At 54.6% G+C, this 18,154-nt stretch carries 15 protein-coding genes; 7 read left to right on the plus strand and 8 right to left on the minus strand.

The features are described 5' to 3' along the window. Window positions 1-1,467 carry a CmpA/NrtA family ABC transporter substrate-binding protein gene (locus U740_RS01310; RefSeq protein ID WP_036858553.1) on the minus strand — a complete coding sequence of 489 codons (1,467 nt, stop codon included), beginning with the start codon at window positions 1,465-1,467 and terminating at the stop codon, window positions 1-3. 345 nt (window positions 1,468-1,812) lie between these two features. On the opposite strand from U740_RS01310, the gene U740_RS01315 reads away from it, so the two are divergent. Next, window positions 1,813-3,690 (plus strand): sigma-54 interaction domain-containing protein, encoded by a 1,878-nt coding sequence (locus tag U740_RS01315; RefSeq protein WP_036858554.1) that lies wholly within the window; start codon window positions 1,813-1,815, stop codon window positions 3,688-3,690. Window positions 3,691-3,919: 229 nt separating this feature from the next. Next, complete coding sequence (locus U740_RS01320) at window positions 3,920-5,098, plus strand: methyl acetate hydrolase AcmB (RefSeq protein ID WP_081890792.1); 1,179 nt, start codon at window positions 3,920-3,922, stop codon at window positions 5,096-5,098. 48 nt (window positions 5,099-5,146) lie between these two features. On the opposite strand, the gene rhlE is transcribed toward U740_RS01320, so the two are convergent. Together rhlE and U740_RS11755 are read right to left on the minus strand one after the other, a co-directional pair. After that, window positions 5,147-6,502: an ATP-dependent RNA helicase RhlE gene (gene rhlE, locus U740_RS01325; RefSeq protein ID WP_036858556.1), complete on the minus strand. Its 1,356-nt coding sequence runs from the start codon at window positions 6,500-6,502 to the stop codon at window positions 5,147-5,149. Window positions 6,503-6,753: 251 nt separating this feature from the next. Next, complete coding sequence (locus U740_RS11755; RefSeq protein WP_051921107.1) at window positions 6,754-7,497, minus strand: DUF748 domain-containing protein; 744 nt, start codon at window positions 7,495-7,497, stop codon at window positions 6,754-6,756. 112 nt (window positions 7,498-7,609) lie between these two features. Here U740_RS11755 and cysZ point away from each other — a divergent pair, with 112 nt between their 5' ends. Then, window positions 7,610-8,404: a sulfate transporter CysZ gene (gene cysZ, locus U740_RS01335; protein ID WP_051921108.1), complete on the plus strand. Its 795-nt coding sequence runs from the start codon at window positions 7,610-7,612 to the stop codon at window positions 8,402-8,404. Here cysZ and rhlB read toward each other — a convergent pair. Next, entirely contained in the window at window positions 8,387-9,694 is a 1,308-nt protein-coding gene (gene rhlB / locus U740_RS01340; RefSeq protein ID WP_036858557.1) for an ATP-dependent RNA helicase RhlB, read from the minus strand. The two genes, cysZ and rhlB, sit on opposite strands and share 18 nt — an antisense overlap. A 152-nt stretch (window positions 9,695-9,846) precedes the next feature. Beyond that, window positions 9,847-10,941 (minus strand): AmmeMemoRadiSam system radical SAM enzyme, encoded by a 1,095-nt coding sequence (gene amrS / locus U740_RS01345; protein WP_051921109.1) that lies wholly within the window; start codon window positions 10,939-10,941, stop codon window positions 9,847-9,849. Between the two features lie 83 nt (window positions 10,942-11,024). Here amrS and amrB point away from each other — a divergent pair, with 83 nt between their 5' ends. The 3 genes from amrB to U740_RS01360 all read left to right on the plus strand — a co-directional run bounded on the left by amrB (window position 11,025) and on the right by U740_RS01360 (window position 12,945). Beyond that, window positions 11,025-11,828, plus strand: a complete 804-nt coding sequence (gene amrB / locus U740_RS01350; protein WP_036858558.1) for an AmmeMemoRadiSam system protein B — start codon at window positions 11,025-11,027, stop codon at window positions 11,826-11,828. Further along, the gene (gene amrA, locus U740_RS01355) at window positions 11,815-12,384 is read left to right on the plus strand and encodes an AmmeMemoRadiSam system protein A (RefSeq protein ID WP_036858559.1); all 570 of its coding nucleotides are present in this window, start codon (window positions 11,815-11,817) and stop codon (window positions 12,382-12,384) included. The genes amrB and amrA overlap by 14 nt, the downstream gene beginning before the upstream one ends. Before the next feature lie 69 nt (window positions 12,385-12,453). After that, a complete protein-coding gene (locus tag U740_RS01360; protein ID WP_036858560.1) occupies window positions 12,454-12,945 on the plus strand; it encodes a flavin reductase family protein in 492 nt (163 codons plus the stop codon). Window positions 12,946-12,951: 6 nt separating this feature from the next. On the opposite strand, the gene prmC is transcribed toward U740_RS01360, so the two are convergent. The 3 genes from prmC to hemA are packed head-to-tail and all read right to left on the minus strand — an operon-like array spanning window position 12,952 to window position 16,175. Further along, the gene (gene prmC, locus U740_RS01365) at window positions 12,952-13,785 is read right to left on the minus strand and encodes a peptide chain release factor N(5)-glutamine methyltransferase (protein ID WP_036860972.1); all 834 of its coding nucleotides are present in this window, start codon (window positions 13,783-13,785) and stop codon (window positions 12,952-12,954) included. A gap of 7 nt (window positions 13,786-13,792) precedes the next feature. Then, complete coding sequence (gene prfA / locus U740_RS01370; protein ID WP_036858561.1) at window positions 13,793-14,875, minus strand: peptide chain release factor 1; 1,083 nt, start codon at window positions 14,873-14,875, stop codon at window positions 13,793-13,795. A gap of 34 nt (window positions 14,876-14,909) precedes the next feature. Next, entirely contained in the window at window positions 14,910-16,175 is a 1,266-nt protein-coding gene (gene hemA, locus U740_RS01375; protein ID WP_036858562.1) for a glutamyl-tRNA reductase, read from the minus strand. A gap of 212 nt (window positions 16,176-16,387) precedes the next feature. Here hemA and U740_RS01380 point away from each other — a divergent pair, with 212 nt between their 5' ends. Then, a complete protein-coding gene (locus U740_RS01380) occupies window positions 16,388-18,151 on the plus strand; it encodes a tetratricopeptide repeat protein (protein WP_051921110.1) in 1,764 nt (587 codons plus the stop codon). Window positions 18,152-18,154: the final 3 nt, after the last annotated feature.

Here is an 18,154-nt window from a genome sequence, read left to right on the forward strand (position 1 = left end):
TCATACCCTCTTGATGGCAAAGCTGTTGATGTATTCCTCGGGCTCGTTGTAATCAAACGTCTTGCCCATAATGATGTGTTTCTTGTAGGTGGTCGCCGGTGGTGTATAACCCAGCTCCTCCATGACCTTACCGGTTTCCGATGCCACGTAGACCTGCTCGGCGATCTTCTTGTAATCCACATCACCACTGATATAACCCCAGCGTTTCATCTGGGTGAGAATCCATACCGCCATGGAGTGCCAGGGGAAGGGATCAAAATCAATGCGGTCGGGAACGTCGTAAATCTTCTCCTCCAACCCATCCACATAGCGACCCGTCAGAACCTGCCTGACCACCACCTCCGGCTGATTGAGATAGTTTTTCGGCGAGATGGCCCGGGCGATTTCTTCACGGTTTTCTGCTTTGGCAGAAAAATGGGTGGCATCCACAATGGCCCTGAACAGAGCTGCGTAGGTATTGGGCATCTCCGTGGCGAACTTCTGGCTACAGGCAAAGGCACAGCAGGGGTGGCCCTCCCAGATATCCTTGGTGAGAATATGCAGAAAACCGATCTTTTCGAAAACAGCACGCTGGTTGAATGGATCCGGCGACAGGTAACCATCCAGGTTGCCGGCCCGGAGGTTGGCCACCATTTCCGGCGGCGGCACGACCCGGATCTGAATATCCTGATCCGGATCCAGCCCATGCTCCGCCACGTAATAGCGCAGCAGGAAGTTGTGCATGGAGTAATCAAAGGGCACCCCAAATTTGAAGCCCTTCCACTGTTTCGGGTCGCGCTTATCCTTGTGCTTGTTGTGGAGCACGATGGCCTGACCGTTGATGTTTTCCACGGCCGGCATGATGTAAGGGGTCGCGGTTGATCCCGCCCCCATGGACATGGCCAGCGGCATAGGAGTCAGCATGTGAGAGGCATCGTATTCCCCATTCAGGGACATATCCCTGGCCACCGCCCAACCGGCTGTCTTGATCACGTCCACGTCGAGGCCATACTTTGCATAGAAACCCATTGGCTGCGCCATGATGATCGGCGTGGCACAGGTAATCGGCACAAAACCCACCTTCAGCTTGGTTTTCTCCAGTGGACCCATCGACTCCTTCACCGCCGCTTTCACTTTTTCCAGCGGGATCATGCTGCCGAGTACCGTGGCCAGGGTACCGCCGCCCATCAACCGGATAAAATTTCGACGACTGGTATCGTTGTGTCCAAAAACACCGCGCACAATCGCACTTTCCACTGCCCGGTCGAGCAAATCTTCAGAACTGTTGAAGGACACCCCCCCTGCTTCTGACGATTGTCTGTGGCCTTCGCCCTGTTCAGCCTGTTGCTCCAACAAGACCAGGCGCTGGTCGTCGGTAAGACCACCGGGATTGACAGACTCAGCCTGACATAACCTGCAGGAACAATCATTGGTGTGCGTGAGGCTGGTATCGGCATCAAACGGGTTACCTAAACTTTTCGTCGCCATGATGTATTTCCTCTTCGTTTTGTAGCTAACGCTGTGGCTGCGCACTGTGCTGGTGCGCTGAACCCTGAGAACCGCTCGTGGACGGGCAGCGGTGTACCATCAAATCTTGCTTGTTTGTATTGATAGCAACTGCTGCCCTACTACGTCGCAACTTTGGTGCCAACCGTGCTGAAGACTGTCAATTGTCTGATTTAAAAAGAAAAACAACTGACAACAAGCTGTTATACCAACCACGAAAAGTCGTAGTTCACGAAAAGTCGTAGACAAAAAAACGATTTTTCGTCGTTATTGGCCCGAAATTTGTTAGCTGTATTGATACCCCCCCAGGACCTAACGGTAGGGCCTATGCAGGACGAACGTTTTTTCTATTACTCCGCCACCGCACAACTGGTGATCGACCCGATTGAGGACCGGGTTCTGTTCGTCAACCAGGAGGCCTGCCGACTCTTGCACAGGGATGTTATTGAGATTCAGTCCGGCCGGGCCAGTCAGCTCTTCGCGCCCAACCTGCCAGCGCTGATCCTGTTCACCCAGGAACTGATCGAAAAAGGGCGGGGCTGGTGTGACCACCTCCTGGTGCAATCGGCCATCGGGGAAACCCGTCTGGAGGTCAATGGCCGCTGTTCTGATTCCGGCGGCCAACCTCAGCTCTTCCTCGGTTTGCAAAGGGCCGATGACCTGGAACTGTTGCGTGAGCGCTCCAGTGCCGAGCGACACTACCTGTCGGGTATCGGCCACTGGAACAGGGTATCCCAGGTGTTCCAGGAGTTTGAGCGAGAAAACCAGCTGCTACTGGATGCAGCCGGTGACGGGATCTACGGGGTTGAAGCCAATGGTATTACCACGTTCGTCAATCCTGCGGCGGAGCGGATTCTCGGCTACCGGGCAGAGGAATTGGCCGGCAGGAATATGCACAACATGGTGCACCACTCCCACGCGGATCACTCGCATTTCAATATGCAGGAATGTCCCATCTTTGAAGCGTTCCGGGACGGCACGGTTCACCGGGTAGAGGACGACACGTTCTGGACGAAGTCCGGCAAACCCATCGACGTGGAATACACCAGCACACCGGTCAGGGACAACGGCTTTATTGTCGGCGCGGTGGTGATTTTTCGCGATATATCCCAGAAAAAAACCGACCGCAAACGGCTCCTGGAAGCACTGGCAGAAGTCGAAAAACTGAAAAACCAACTGGAACTGGAAAACGCCTATTTACAGGAAGAAATCAACTCTGAATTCAATCACCACCAGATCATTGGTAAAAGTGGTGCCGTGCAGCATATCCTGCAGAAAATTGAACTGGTGGCGCCGACAGATTCTACTGTGCTTATCAGTGGTGAGTCCGGCACCGGAAAGGAACTGATTGCCAGGGCAATCCACGAAATGAGCCACCGTTCCAATCGCTCACTGATCCGGGTCAACTGCGCAGCCATTCCAGCGGACCTGTTCGAAAGCGAATTTTTCGGTCACACCAGGGGCGCTTTCACCGGCGCCACCAACGATCGACCCGGCCGGTTTGAGCTGGCTAACGGCGGCACACTATTCCTCGACGAGGTCGGCGAAATACCCCTGCACCTCCAGGGCAAGCTGCTGCGGGTTTTACAGGAGCAGCAGTTTGAGCGCGTTGGCGAATCGAAAACCCGTCGTGTAGATGTTCGTATCATCACCGCCACCAACCGCAATCTCAAGGAACAGGTGCAGCGGGGCCAGTTTCGTGAAGACCTTTATTTCCGACTCAATGTTTTCCCGATTGAATCGGTACCACTGCGCGAGAGGAGAGAGGATATCCCTCTGCTGACCCAACATTTTTTGAAAAAAAGCTGCACCAGAACCAACAAGCAGGGCCTGAAAATTTCACTCAGTGAGCTGGAAAAACTAAAGGACTACCACTGGCCGGGAAATATCCGCGAACTGGAAAACGTAATTGAACGCCAGGTCATACTCGCCCAGGGACCGACATTGAGATTCAGTGATCTGTTGACCAGAGATCAACAAAACGTTGCCCGGGTTGAACCGGACAGTAGTGTTCTGACCGCTTCCGACCTTAAACAACAGGAACGCCGCAATCTGCTAATGGCGCTGGAAAAATGCCATGGCAAGGTCTTTGGCCATGACGGGGCGGCCCAGCTATTGGATATCAAACCCACCACACTGGCATCGAGGATCAAGAAATATCAAATTGACACCAGGCTTTTTAAACAGGGTTCCACCAAACATTAACACCGATTTAACAGGCCTACCCCCACAGGGTCCATGCTTTTAAAACTCCTTTTCCGGGAACCACCCCTGCATTGTGCACTGACGGGTTATACGAAAGACATGGCCCAGAGATTCCTACCCCACCAGCGCTAAAGAAATATGCTCTGCACTCGCTTGAACAGCACAGCAAAATCAATAACCATAGGAGCGCCTGATATCCACAAACAGGGCAATGAGAGAAGGAACCACAATGAATAATCGAATGAAAGAAGCGGCGGACAGCGTATTGACGAATACGGTCGCAGAGTCCGGTGGGGCACCGGGCGTTGTAGCCATGGTCACCGACAAAAGGGCCAATTTCTACGAAGGGACTGCCGGGGTGAGAGAAATGGGCAAAACAAAGCCTATTGCCACCGATTCCGTGTTCGCCATTTTTTCCTGCACCAAGGCCCTGACCGGCACTACCTTGATGCAGCTGGTCGAAGAAGGTTTAGTAAGTCTGGATGATCCCGCCAGGGACTATGTACCCGACATTGCAGAGATTCAGGTACTCGACGGTTTTGACAGCAACGGCCAGCCGAAGCTGAGGGCACCGAAATCAGATATCACGATCAATCAACTGATGCTGCATACCGCCGGTTTTGGTTATGAGTTCTTTAGCCACGATGACCTGGCATTCCGCACAGCAAGGGAAACAGCTTCAGTGGTATCCAGCACCTATGACGGCATCAAATCCGTACTGCTGCACGACCCGGGAGAATGCTGGATGTATGGTGTCAACCTCGATTGGGTGGGCAAGATTGTCGAAGCAGTGCGAGGCAAACGCCTGGGCGAAGTCATGCAGGAACGCATCTTTAACCCATTGGGCATGACAGACAGCGCCTTCACCCTGACCCCCGCCATGCGATCACGACTGGCCAGCCTGCACACCCGCGCCGAAGATGGCCAGCTGGCACCCTGGGATCTGGTTCTCCCGCAACCACCGGAAATGGATATGGGTGGGCACGGGTTGTACGGCACCGTACCGGATTACATGAAATTTATCCGGATGATACTGAATGATGGCGCGGGGCCAGATGGCCGTGTACTGAACAAAGAAACCGTAGAAAAGATGTCCAGAAATGGGCTGGTGGGTTTACAGAGTGGCGGCTGGACAACCTCGATGCCGGCGCTTTCCAACAGTGGCGAGTTCTTTCCGGGGCTGAAAAAATCCTGGGGTTATACCTTCCAGATCAACGATGAACCAACGCCCTCTGGCCGGCCCGCCGGGCAAATAATGTGGGCGGGACTGGCGAATCTGTTCTACTGGATTGACCGACAGAATGGGATCGGGGGCATGTGGGCCTCACAAATATTACCGTTTAAGGATATCTCTTCCTACCCCGGTTTTGTTGACTTCGAATCATCTATTTACCGTTACCTGAAATAAAAAAACCGCACCCGAGAATCTCGGGTGCGGTTCTGTTGACCTGCTTGTCTAGCGTGAGGCAGCGCGTCTCGGTCGCGGCGCACCCTGGGTGGGTTTTGCCCCAGCCGATCTGCGACGATCACCTGTGGCGTTGCCACCATTGCGACTGCCAGTGCTGCGGGCATGTTGGGGCTTGCTGCCCGGTCGACGGGCGCCTGCTGAAGCGCCGGGACGACCACCACCGCCACTGCGGCGACCATTCTGGATAGGCTCCGGACGAATGGAGAGATCCGGCTCAAAACCTTTGATATTTCCCCTGGGAACCTCGCGTTTAAGCACTCGCTCAATATCGCGCAACAACTTGTGCTCGTCCACACATACCAGCGAAACAGCCTCGCCCTCATTACCGGCGCGACCGGTACGACCGATACGATGCACATAATCCTCCGGCACATTGGGTAATTCGAAATTCACCACGTGCGGCAACTGATCAATATCCAGTCCTCGGGCGGCAATATCCGTCGCCACCAGCACCCGTACCGAGCCTTTTTTGAAATCCGCCAGGGCTTTCGTCCGGGCACCCTGGCTTTTGTTGCCGTGAATCGCTGCCGCCCGCAAGCCATCCTCAGTCAACTGATCAGCGAGCCGGTTGGCACCGTGTTTGGTTCGGGTAAAGACCAGCACCTGCTGCCAGTTGCCGTCACCAATCAGGTAAGACAGCAGCTCGCGTTTACGGCCCTTGTCCACCAGATGAACGGTCTGGGCCACCTGTTCAGAAGCCGTATTGCGGCGAGCCACCTCGATCAGCACGGGCGCATTGAGCAAACCGTCAGCCAGGCGTTTAATCTCATCGGAAAAAGTAGCGGAAAACAACAGATTCTGACGCTGCTTTGGCAACAGGGCCAAAACCTTGCGGATATCATGGATAAAACCCATGTCGAGCATGCGATCTGCTTCGTCCAGCACCAGAATTTCCACCTGTGACAGATCGAGAGTGCGCTGATTCACGTGATCCAGTAACCGGCCCGGGGTGGCAATCAGAATATCCACACCCCTGCGCAACATTGAAATCTGTGGGTTGATATTGACTCCACCAAAAATCACACCGGATTTCAGCGGCAGATGCTTACCGTAGGTGACAACACTCTCCGCTACCTGCGCAGCCAACTCCCGGGTGGGGGTTAACACCAGAGCGCGAACGGGGCGACGGTTGTTATCAGTGGGTTTATTACTGCTGAGGCGATGCAGCAGTGGCAGGGTAAAGCCGGCCGTTTTGCCGGTGCCGGTTTGAGCGCCCGCCAGGACATCAAGACCCTGGAGAATAATAGGGATGGCTTTCGCCTGAATGGGGGTGGGGTTGCTGTAGCCCTGATCAGACACAGCACGAAGCAATTCGGCCGAAAGGCCGAGGTCATTAAATGACATATAGATTTTAACTCCGGAACCGGCCTAGCCATGCATAGAGCACAGTAACGGTCTTAGGCTGGCAACAATTAATTAAGGGGGGTGTCAGGGAAAAACCGAAAGGAAAGTACCGAGGACACAACAGGTACCGACCGATGGATACCATGCGGGGGGCACTATAACAGCACCCCCCAGACAAGTCGATCAACTTATTTAAATAATCGTTCTTACAGCGCGATTATCCTCTCGACAGGACAGACCGCACCGGCGGCTCAGTTTTTGTCCAGCAGGCCCTTGAAGCCGCCCAGTTTGTCCTCTACCTGTTTCTTGATCTGATCACCCGCTTCTTTAAGTGCGCCGGAATTGGCTGCCGCATTGGCGGCGTTTTTATTGATCGCCACCATCACCTGGCTAACGACCTCTGCAGCGGTGGCACCGTTGGACCTTTCACCAATACCGGTCAGCTGTATGTCCGGCAAGGTCAACTCAATGGGTTTTATGTCCAACAACTGGTTCACATAGCGCATTTTTGCACCGGTTATCTTCAGATCGCGGATAATAAGTTTTTTGGCTGCGCCCTCACCGGATTCATCAGCAGAAGAGGTCGAATCACTTCCACCAGCAGCATTGCTGACATTTTTCTGTAGTTGACTGAGGTTCGTGCCACCCTTCCCCGACTCGTAAGTAATTTCAGGGGCAACAATACGGATGCTGTTGATAACAACGGTATCGGTGGTGATGGACCCCGGTTCAATAGAGAGGAATATTTCCCCCAGAGAAAATGCATCAGCGCTGCTAAAGCCAGCGGGATTGCCCACCACCAGCCCCTGCAGGCTTCCCTCACCAGTTTTCAGGGAAAGGTCGACATCTGCCAGCGTGACATCGGACTGGGTCAGCCTCGGGCCGACAGTTTCAACCGCCATTTTGATACCGCGATCAAGATTCAGCACCCCGATCACCAATAAAACGATCAGTACTACCACCAGACCAGCTACAATCTTCAACAGAGTTTTCATTATTTTTTTCCTTTGACCAGGGGCCTACTCGCGTCTTTTAAAAATAAACGTGCTCGGTTTAAATTAAAAGTGTACAGCAATCTGATCGAATGCCAAAAATCCGGAAACCCTTATGACAAAAGCTCCCAGAATCGGCCCGACCTATCTGCTTCAGGGCATGCGACTACTCCACCACCGGCAACTGCGCTGGCTTGTGTTATGGCCGCTGTTGATCAATGCTTTTCTGTTTGTCGGTCTCACCTGGCTGGCGATTGATCAGTTCGGGCAATTACTGACCTGGCTGACCAGTAAAATTCCAGCCTGGCTGGAATTTATTACCTGGATCTTCTGGATACTGTTCGGTGGATTCTTATTGCTGGTATACGGCTACACGTTCGCCATTCTCGGGAATCTGCTGGCCTCACCATTTTACGGGCCACTGTCGGAACGGGCGGAGCAGGTGATCACCGGCCATATTCAGTCAACACCGACCTCAATGAAGCAGCTACTGGCAATGGCGGGCAGTGCCATGAAGCGGGAACTGTTCAAAATGGGGTATTTTCTGCCGAGAATTGTCGGCATCTTTGTGCTGACACTAACCTTGTCATTTATCCCGGTACTGAATCTGGTGGGGCCGGCAATTGCTTTTCTGTGGGGGGGCTGGTCGCTGGCATTGCAATACCTGGACTATCCTTCGGACAATCATGGACAGTCCTTTGATGAGCTGCGCCAGGTGCTGAAAAAACAGCGCCTGCAATCACTGAGTTTTGGTGGCACGGTGCTGATTGCCACCACCGTACCGCTGTTGAATCTTTTTATCATGCCCGCCTCAGTGATCGGCGCCACCAGCTTCTGGCTGGACCACCTGGCCAGCGACCCGCAACGGCTGGGGCACAGCGATAAAAACGGCTCAATCTTGACCGAGTAATTCGGGGCCCGGCTGTTCACAGTGCAGCTCTCTACCCAGCAACTTCTGAATAGGTTCCAGCAAAAAGGCATCATCCTCACAGGCAAAGCTGATGGAGGTTCCGAATTTTCCGGCGCGACCGGTACGGCCGATCCGGTGCACATAATCCTCAGGTTCTTCCGGCAGAGTAAAATTGATGACGTGGCTGACACCGTCGATGTGAATACCGCGGCCCGCCACGTCCGTGGCAACCAGCACCTTGAGCTCACCGGACTTGAAGTCGTCCAGGGTTTTCACCCGCTTTCCCTGTGGCACATCGCCCGACAGCAGGCCGACACTAAAGCCTTTCGCTCTCAGTTTTTCCTGTAACCGCCGGCACTGGTCACGACGGTTGGCAAAGACGATCACGCTTTCCACCGCTTCCTGTTGCATGATGCCGTCCAGGAGGCGAAATTTTTCTTTTGCCGAAACAATAAAGACTTTTTGATCAACACTGTCAGTCGCCACATTCTCCGGCTCAATCTCGATACTCACCGGACTCACTGTCCACTGCTCGGCGAGATTCAGCACCTCCGGGGTAAAAGTGGCAGAGAAGAATAACGTCTGCCGGTTTTCACGGGGAGGCGTAAGTCTGACGATACGGCGCACCTGGGGAATAAAGCCCATGTCCAGCATGCGGTCAGCTTCATCGAGCACCAGTACTTCAACCCTGTCCAGATAGACATCACGGCTTCCTGCAAAGTCCAGCAGACGTCCCGGCGTAGCCACAAGGATGTCGCAAACATTCTCAAGTAAATGACGCTTTTGCTTGTCGTAATCCATACCGCCCACCAGGGTATGCACATGCAGGTCCGTGTATTTGCAGAGATCCTTGGCATCCTGTGCGATCTGCATGACCAGCTCGCGGGTAGGGGCAATAATCAGCGAGCGGGCTTCACCGGCAAAACGCTCATCATCGATCGAGTGATTCAGCAATTCGGTAATAATAGTCACCAGAAAAGCGGCTGTTTTACCGGTACCGGTCTGGGCTTTACCCACTACATCGTGGGCCCTGAGGGTAAACGGCAACGAGCGGGCCTGAATCGGTGAGCAGTATCGAAAACCCAGGTCAGCGATGCCATGCATCAGCGTTTCCGGTAAATCCAGATCGTGGAAACGCAGTTTTCCCTTTTCCTCTGGCACCTGGAAGTCCGACAGTGTCCATGCGTTATCCCTAGCCCTGGCGGGGGTTTTGCCACCGCGGCGGCGACTGCGGCGGGCAGGTCGTTTGGGGTGAGTCTCAGGCGATTGTGAAGTGGTTTGTTCAGTCATAGTATGCCAACAGGGGGAATGTCCGGGTTAACCCGGTCTTGAAAAGGCGGGGATTATAGCACGGGATAAAATACCTGCATTCAGCACCACCGAAAACAGCGGCTGCCACCATTCCACCTTACCTGTTTGTCAGGCAACGGCAACAGGGGTTCTTACTCCAACAACTTTACCGGCACCCGTCTAGGCCCCCAATGGCCTGGCTCCGCTTCAAATACACCCGGTAACGGGAAGTTGCAGACGTGGCAGCGCCCCCCCGCCGTTACGCCCCAAAAACCCAATTGGTACCAGTCTCTCTCAATCACGACCTCATGACAGTTTGGGCAGAATGTACTGCCACCTGCAGGATCGTGGACATTACCGGTGTAGGCAAAGTGAATGCCGTTGGTCAGTGCAATCTGTCGTGCACGGGTTAGGGTTTTCGGCGGGGTGGCCGGCGTATCCCGCATTTTCCAGTCAGGGTGAAACGCCGTGAAGTGCATCGGCACATCCGGTCCCAGCTCACTGACTACCCAACGGGTCATGGCGTCAAGCTCCTCATCGGAATCATTTTCCCCGGGAATCAACAAAGTAGTCAGCTCCAGCCAGACATTTGTTTCGTGGGCGACATACCGAAGGGTCTCAAGAATATTCTGCAACTCCCCTCCACATATTTTCCGATAAAAGACATCAGTAAAGCCTTTCAAATCGATGTTGGCGGCATCCATATACTGGAAAAACTCGCGGCGCGGTGCATCCTGAATATAGCCGGCACTGACAGCCACCGCTTTTACCCCCAACTCCCGACAGGCTTTAGCGACATCCACGGCATACTCCAGAAAAATAACCGGGTCGTTGTAAGTAAAGGCAACGCTACGGCAACCCAGCTCCAGGGCGGTTTCCGCCAGCTTCACCGGCATCGCCGAATCCGCCAGCGTATCCATTTCGCGGGATTTACTCATATCCCAGTTCTGGCAGAATTTGCAGGCAAGATTGCAGCCTGCCGTACCAAAAGACAGCACCGAACTGCCTGGCAAAAAATGGTTGAGCGGTTTTTTCTCGATAGGGTCGACGCAAAAGCCGCTCGACCGACCGTAACTGTAGAGGACAATTTCATCGCCCTCCCGACCCCGGACATAACAAAGCCCTCGCTGTCCTTCGTGCAGCTTGCATTCACGGGGGCAGACATCGCATTGCAACCGCCCATCCGCAAGCGTATGCCAATAGAGAGTAGGATGGGCTACTGGTGGCAGCTGGTTGTTTGTTTTCATGGTTGAGGGCAACCTCTTCACTTTCAAAATACTCACAAAAGCACACTATAGTTATAGAACAAGCAGGCGCGTTGGGAGATATCATGATCGCAATCAGAACAGCGGCTGTAGCAGGTACATTTTACCCGGCCGACCCAGCTGCATTGCAGCATGAAGTGGATGAGTTGCTGGCCGGGGCATCCTGTGACATTGACGCCTCGCCCAATACATGCAGACCAAAGGCACTGATTGTTCCTCATGCAGGCTATCGTTTTTCGGGACCGACTGCCGCCACAGCCTACCGCTGTTTGTCACCGGTGAGCCGGGATATTTCCCGGGTAATAGTCATCGGCCCCTGCCACCGCATACCCCTCCGGGGCATGGCTGCCCCCTCTGCGGCCCGCTTTCAGACCCCTCTCGGTGATGTGCCGGTGGACCGGCAAAGCATTGACAAGCTGGTAAGACAAGCACTGGTAACAGTGAATGATGACGCCCACCAGTTCGAGCACAGCATCGAAGTTCAGCTGCCCTTTTTGCAGCGTGTCCTGCATGAATTTACCGTGCTTCCACTGGTTGTCGGGAATACACCACGGGAGCATGTCACCGATGTATTAAGGCGGTTGTGGGGAAGCGGGGAGACGTTGATTGTAATCAGCACAGACCTGAGCCACTATCATCACTACCAGGACGCGCAACGGCTGGATAAACTCACATCCACCATGATTGAAGGGTTTGACAGCCATCTCACCAGTGAACAGGCCTGTGGTAGCAGAGCAGTCAACGGTCTGCTGAAACTGGCTGAGGAAGCGCATTTGAAACTGCACACACTGGATGTCCGGAACTCCGGGGACACCACCGCCGGAGATAAAGATCGCGTAGTAGGATACGGGGCCTATGTCATTTATTGAGCTCAGCGAAGACGACCGGCAGATACTACTGACACTCGCCAGAGAAAGCATCCGCGTCCGGCTGCTGTTTGACCGGGACCTGCAAATTGATGAGACCGTATTCAGTCATGCCCTGCAACAACCGGCTTGCAGTTTTGTCACGCTAAAGATCAAGCAGACATTGCGCGGCTGTATCGGCTCGACAGAAGCATCGAGACCACTGGTCGTCGATGTTGTACATCATGCCGCCTCGGCAGCACTGGATGACCCCCGTTTCCCACCACTGTCGCTGCAGGAGGAAGCACTTGTTTCGATTGAAATTTCCGTTCTCACCGAGGCCACGCCGCTGCTGTTCTCCAGTGAGGATGAACTGCTGGCTCAGCTCGAGCCCGGCATAGATGGTCTGACTATAGAGTCCGGCGCCCAGCGTGCGACGTTTTTACCCAGTGTCTGGACCACCCTCCCCGACAAACAGCAGTTTCTGGACCATCTCAAAAGCAAGGCTGGCCTGGAACCAGAGCTGTCCGCCGAGAAACTCAAGGCATGGCACTATCAAACGGTGTGTTTTCGGGAATAGCGGTTTTTAACTGATGAGACATGGAGTACCCTTGCGGCAGTTCAATCTACGGCCCCAGAGGCAGCCATCATGACCAAAGACCAGATTCGAAGCATGCGCAACGCCATGGGTAACTTTGCCACCGGCATCACGGTGATGACCACAGTGGACTCAGAGGGAACCGCCAGGGGAATGACAGCCAACAGCTTCTCCTCTGTATCGCTCGAGCCAGCGCTGGTGTCCTGGTGTGTGGGCAGTGAATCGCGGTTGTTTGGCCTGTTTCAGGAGCAGGACTATTTCGCTGTCAACATACTGCACAGCGGTCAGGCCGACCTGTCACAGCTATTTGCCGGTACCGATGACAACAAATTTGCCAGTGTTCACTGGCATCCCGGACTGCATGGATTGCCTCTGCTGGATGACTGCCTCTGCCACTTCCAGTGCCAAATAGAGCACCGCTATCCCGGTGGCGATCATGTCATTCTGGTGGGTCGGGTACTCGAATTCAGTAACGCCCCCATGGATCCGCTGATTTTCCACAGCGGTCAGTATCGGCAGCTTAAAGGTAGCGAAGAGCGCTGAAACAGGTTACGTATTACGGCCAACGGTGACGCGCTCTCGCCCCGCTAGGTCAGAATGGCTCGTCACCGCCAGAAAGCCAGCCTGTTTCATCAACTGACGAACCATGTCACCCTGCTGCCAACCGTGCTCAAGTAGCAACCAGCCCCCAGCGTTCAAATGCTCGCCAGCATTCTGGATAATCACCGCCAGATCACCAAATCCACCGTCGGCGGCCACCAGCGCAGAGGCCGGCTCAAAACGAACATCTCCCTGCTGCAAATGCGTATCGGCTTCATCTATATAGGGGGGGTTACTCACCACCAGATCAAAGCGGAAACCGGCAAGAGCTGAAAACCAGTCACTCTGAAAGACCCGAACATTGCCAAAGCCCAGCTCTCGACGATTATGTTCCGCCAACGCTAACGCGTCCGGGCAAGCATCCACCGCTGATATCTGCCAGAGCGGACGTTCGCTGGCCAGCGCCAGAGCCACCGCACCGGTACCTGTGCCCAGGTCTGCCACCAAAGCCGCGTCCCCCAGCGGCAACGCCAGTGCCAGCTCCACCAATAATTCGGTCTCCGGCCGGGGAATCAGAGTGGCCTCAGAGACCTTCAAAGACAATGACCAGAACTCCCGCCGGCCGGTAAGGTAGGCGATTGGCTCGCCCTGGACGCGGCGCGCAAACAACGCATCAAATCCGGCAACTTCAGCCGGCAGCAATCGATACTCGGGCCATGAATAAAGGTAGGTTCTCGACTTGCCGAGCACATGGCAGAGCAGCAGCTCCGTGTCCAGCCGCGGGCTGTCACTGCAGCCCGACAGCTCGCTGCTGCGCGCCAACAAACTGGCAATGTCGGACACCACTGGATCAGCCCGACAGCGCGGCTAACTGGCCCGCCTGATGCTCATGAATCAACGGCTCTACCACTTCATCCAGGTGGCCTTCCAGCACCTCCCCCAGCTTATAGAGCGTCAGATTGATGCGGTGATCGGTGACCCGACCCTGAGGGAAGTTATAGGTACGGATTCGCTCGGAGCGATCACCACTTCCCACTTGCAGTCGTCGCTCGTCGGCAATATTTTTTGCGGCCACCTCATCCTGAGCACTTTTCAGCCGGGCTGCCAATAATGACATCGCCCTTGCCCGATTCTTGTGCTGGGAGCGCTCATCCTGACACTCAACCACCAGTCCGGAGGGCAAGTGGGTAATGCGGATGGCAGAGTCGGTTTTATTGACGTGCTGGCCACCGGCACCCGATGCGCGGAACGTATCAATCCGAAGGTCATTTTTATTGATATTGACCTCTTCCAACTCATCGGCTTCCGCCATGATGGCCACCGTACAGGCAGAGGTGTGAATCCGGCCCTGGGATTCTGTTTCGGGGACCCGCTGGACGCGGTGCACACCGGATTCAAACTTCAGTCGGGAATAGGCCCCCTGTCCGACAATACGACTGATAATCTCCTTATAGCCACCGTGTTCACCGTGGCTTTCACTGATAACCTCCACTTTCCAGCGCCGGCTTTCCGCGTACCTGCTGTACATCCGAAACAGGTCACCGGAAAAGATCGCCGCTTCGTCACCCCCTGTTCCAGCACGGATTTCAAGGAACACATTGCGGTCATCATTGGGGTCCTTCGGCAACAGTAATGTCTGCAACTCAACCTCAAGGTCGGCAAGCCGACTTTGGTTTTCAAGAAGATCCTCTTCCGCCATGGCGCGCATATCCGCATCGGCATCCTTGAGCAATACTCTCGCCTCTTCAATGTTCGTCTGAACCCGATAGTAGTCGCGATAGCTTTTTACCACCGACTCCAGCTCCGCATATTCACGGGACAGTTCACGGAAGCGGGTTTGCTGACCGATCACTTCGGGGTCACTCAGCAGCGCGCCCACCTCCTCATAGCGGTCGGCCAAATGTTGCAGTTTTTCCAGGATCGATTGTTTCATTGAGGCTCATTAATGGAGAGTTATAGACGTCGTTTTATTTGGGTTCGGAATCAGACTTGTCAAGACCGAACAGGTCATGGGCCAGACTCAGTTGCTCGGTGCGTCCCGCTTCACCGGCCTGCTTTAATCGCGTGGTCGGCACATGCATAAGTTTGTTGGTAATGTTGCGCGCCAGTGTTTTCAACACCTGCTCCGGCGCTTGACCCGTGCGCAATAGCGCGATGGCCTTATCCAGCTCCTGATCGCGCACCTGCTCTGCGCTGCTGCGGAAAGCACGGATGGTTTCCACCACATCCAGGCCCCGCAGCTGATTTTGCCAGGCATTCACCCCTTCTTCGATAATCTGTTCTGCTTTACTGGCGGCACTCTGACGAGAGCGAATGTTCTCTTCAATCACCGCCTGCAGGTCGTCGACCGTGTAGAGGTAGACATCCTGAAGCTTTGCGACTTCTGGCTCAATATCCCTGGGTACCGCAATATCCACCATGAACATGGGTTTGTGCTTGCGCTGCTTCAGAGCTGACTCCACGGCCCCTTTCCCCAGAATCGGCAACTGACTGGCCGTGGAGGAAATCACCATATCGGCCCGGGGTAAAAAATCGGGTATTTCCGAAAGTAAAATGGCCTGTGCTCCAAACTGGAGGGCCAGATCCTGCGCTCGACTGAGGGTGCGATTGGCGACCATGATTTCCTTCACCCCCTTTTCCCTGAGATGCCGGGCCACCAATTCCACCGTCTCACCGGCACCAATTAACAACGCCCGCACATCGCGGAGATCGGAAAATATCTGCTGGGACAAGCTGACCGCAGCATAGGCAACGGACACCGGATTCTGACCGATAGCCGTTTCTGTGCGAACCCGCTTGGCAATCGCAAATGCCTGCTGAAACAACAAATTGAGCTGAGTAGAGACTTTGCCGGCTTCTCTGGCCACGGCATAACAGGATTTCAGTTGACCGAGGATCTGCGGCTCACCCAACACCATGGAATCGAGACCACAGGCCACTTTCATAATATGCCGAACGGCGTCAGTGTCCCGGTACAGATAATGGCAGGGGTGTAATTCAGGCAGGGTGATACGGTGATAATCCGCCATCCAGCCCAGGGCCTGCTCGGGCTCATTGCCGATGCCGTAAATCTCTGTCCGGTTACAGGTAGACAGAATCGCGACTTCTTCAATACCGGCGTAATCGCACAAGTGCTGTATCGCTTCAGCAGTCTGCTCAGGGGCAAAGGCTACCTTCTCCCGGATATCGAGAGATGCGGTGCGGTGGTTGATCCCTAGGGCAAAAATCGTCATTACAACAGTGCTTGGCAGTAGATCGGCAATTGTCCGGTTCTGGCCAGGCAAAGACAAGCGGTATCGAATTTAACCCGGACTGCAATATTCCCCTTTCGTTATTGTCTGAGTTATTGGATACAATGTTGCCATCACGGGTTGCGACTCAAACGAAATCACAACCGTACTTTTCTCATCATAATCGACAGAGCACCAGGCTGAAGCCTGCCCCTATGAAAATACCCGGCCACCTATTACTGACCCTGCTACTGGCCCTCCAGGTACTGACGGGCTGTGCCCACCAGGGGTCTGAACAAACCGATCTCCAGACCTCAGCACCGAAGCAACCACCCGCAGAGACCGCGCCAGACCAGGTAGCTACTGAGGTAAAAGCCGATGTGCCATCCCGGCCATTTCCCACCGATACTTTTTACGACTTGCTGGTAGGAGAGCTGGCCGGCATGCGCAATCATCTGGATATTGCGCGGGAAAAGTATCTGAAGCAGGCCCGAATCACCCGTGACCCCGGTGTTGTCGCCAGGGCAACCAGCGTTGCAGCCTACGCCGAGGATCGTGAGGCACTACTGGAAATGGCGCTGTTATGGAGCGATATTGAACCGCAAAATCTCGATGCCCGCAGTCTGGCAGCCCTCTCGCTTGCACGTAGCGGACGACTTAGCGAAGCCATGACACATGCAGTTTTTTCAATCAGTAAGGGTGACGATGAACCGGTCATGTCTATTGCTGTAGCCGCCGGTGGCCTCAGCCCTGAACAGCGAGCGCCGTTGCTGACCGAATATTCGAGCCTCCGGAAGCAATTCCCCGACAACCAAACACTCCTGCTCTCCAGCGCCATGCTGTTCAGTCAGCAAGAGGATTTGCAACAGGCATTGAATACCATTGATCGACTGCTGGAACTGGCACCTGAACAAGAAAATGCGCTCATGTTCAAGGCACAACTGCTCCACCAGCTGGATCGCAAAAAAGAGGCCATAGCTTTTCTCGCAGGCAGCCTGAAAACTCTGCCCGACAGCATGAAACTGCGCCTCCAGTATGCCAGGCTGCTTTCGGAGGACGACTTGGAAGGGGCCCATGCCCAACTGCGCCTGCTGGCTGACAAACACCCCCGCGATACCGAACTGCTCTTCACTCTGGCAATGGTGAGTCGGGGCCTGGATAAAACTGACGAAGCACGCCAGTTGCTTACCGATCTGACCCGTCATCCGGGAACTGCTGCAGCTGCCCATTTCGAGCTCGGAAAAATGGCAGAAGAGGCAGAAAATATGGATTCGGTACTGTTCCATTATGCCCAGGTACGCAGTGGCCAACAGCTCCTCCCCGCAGCAGTCCGGCTCAGCCAGTTCATGGCAAGGCATGACGAGCTGAACAATGCCCGGCTCTACCTGCACGAATTGCGACTGAACCATCCCCGACAATCGGCTCCCCTGTTTCAGATTGAGGCCGAACTGCTTGCCGATCACGGCTCGCTCGATGAAGCCCGCAGCCTGATGAACGAAGCCATTAACGAACACCCTGACAATAACGCACTGCTCTACACCCGCTCCATGCTAAGCGAACAGCAAGATGACTTCGCCAGCTCGGAAAAGGATCTCCGGACCATTCTTGCCAGGGATGCGAATAACGCCACGGCGCTGAATGCACTCGGCTATACCCTGACGGTGAACACTGATCGCTACGAAGAAGCCTATCAACTGATCACCCGCGCTCTGGAGCTAAACCCGGGTGATCCGGCCACCACCGACAGTCTAGGCTGGGTGCTCTACCAGATGGGCAATCACCAAGAGGCCATCGTGCATCTTCGCGAAGCGCTGAAAAAATTGCCGGACCCTGAAATTGCCGCGCATCTGGGCGAAGTTCTATGGGTCTCAGGTGACCGGGAAGAGGCCCACGCTGTCTGGCAGACAATCCTCGACAAAGACCCGGATAATGCGACCGTCCTCGAAACCATGGAACGCTTGAAGGAAAACCAGAGATAGCCT

It is taken from the genome of Porticoccus hydrocarbonoclasticus MCTG13d (assembly GCF_000744735.1).
Classification (GTDB): domain Bacteria; phylum Pseudomonadota; class Gammaproteobacteria; order Pseudomonadales; family Porticoccaceae; genus Porticoccus; species Porticoccus hydrocarbonoclasticus.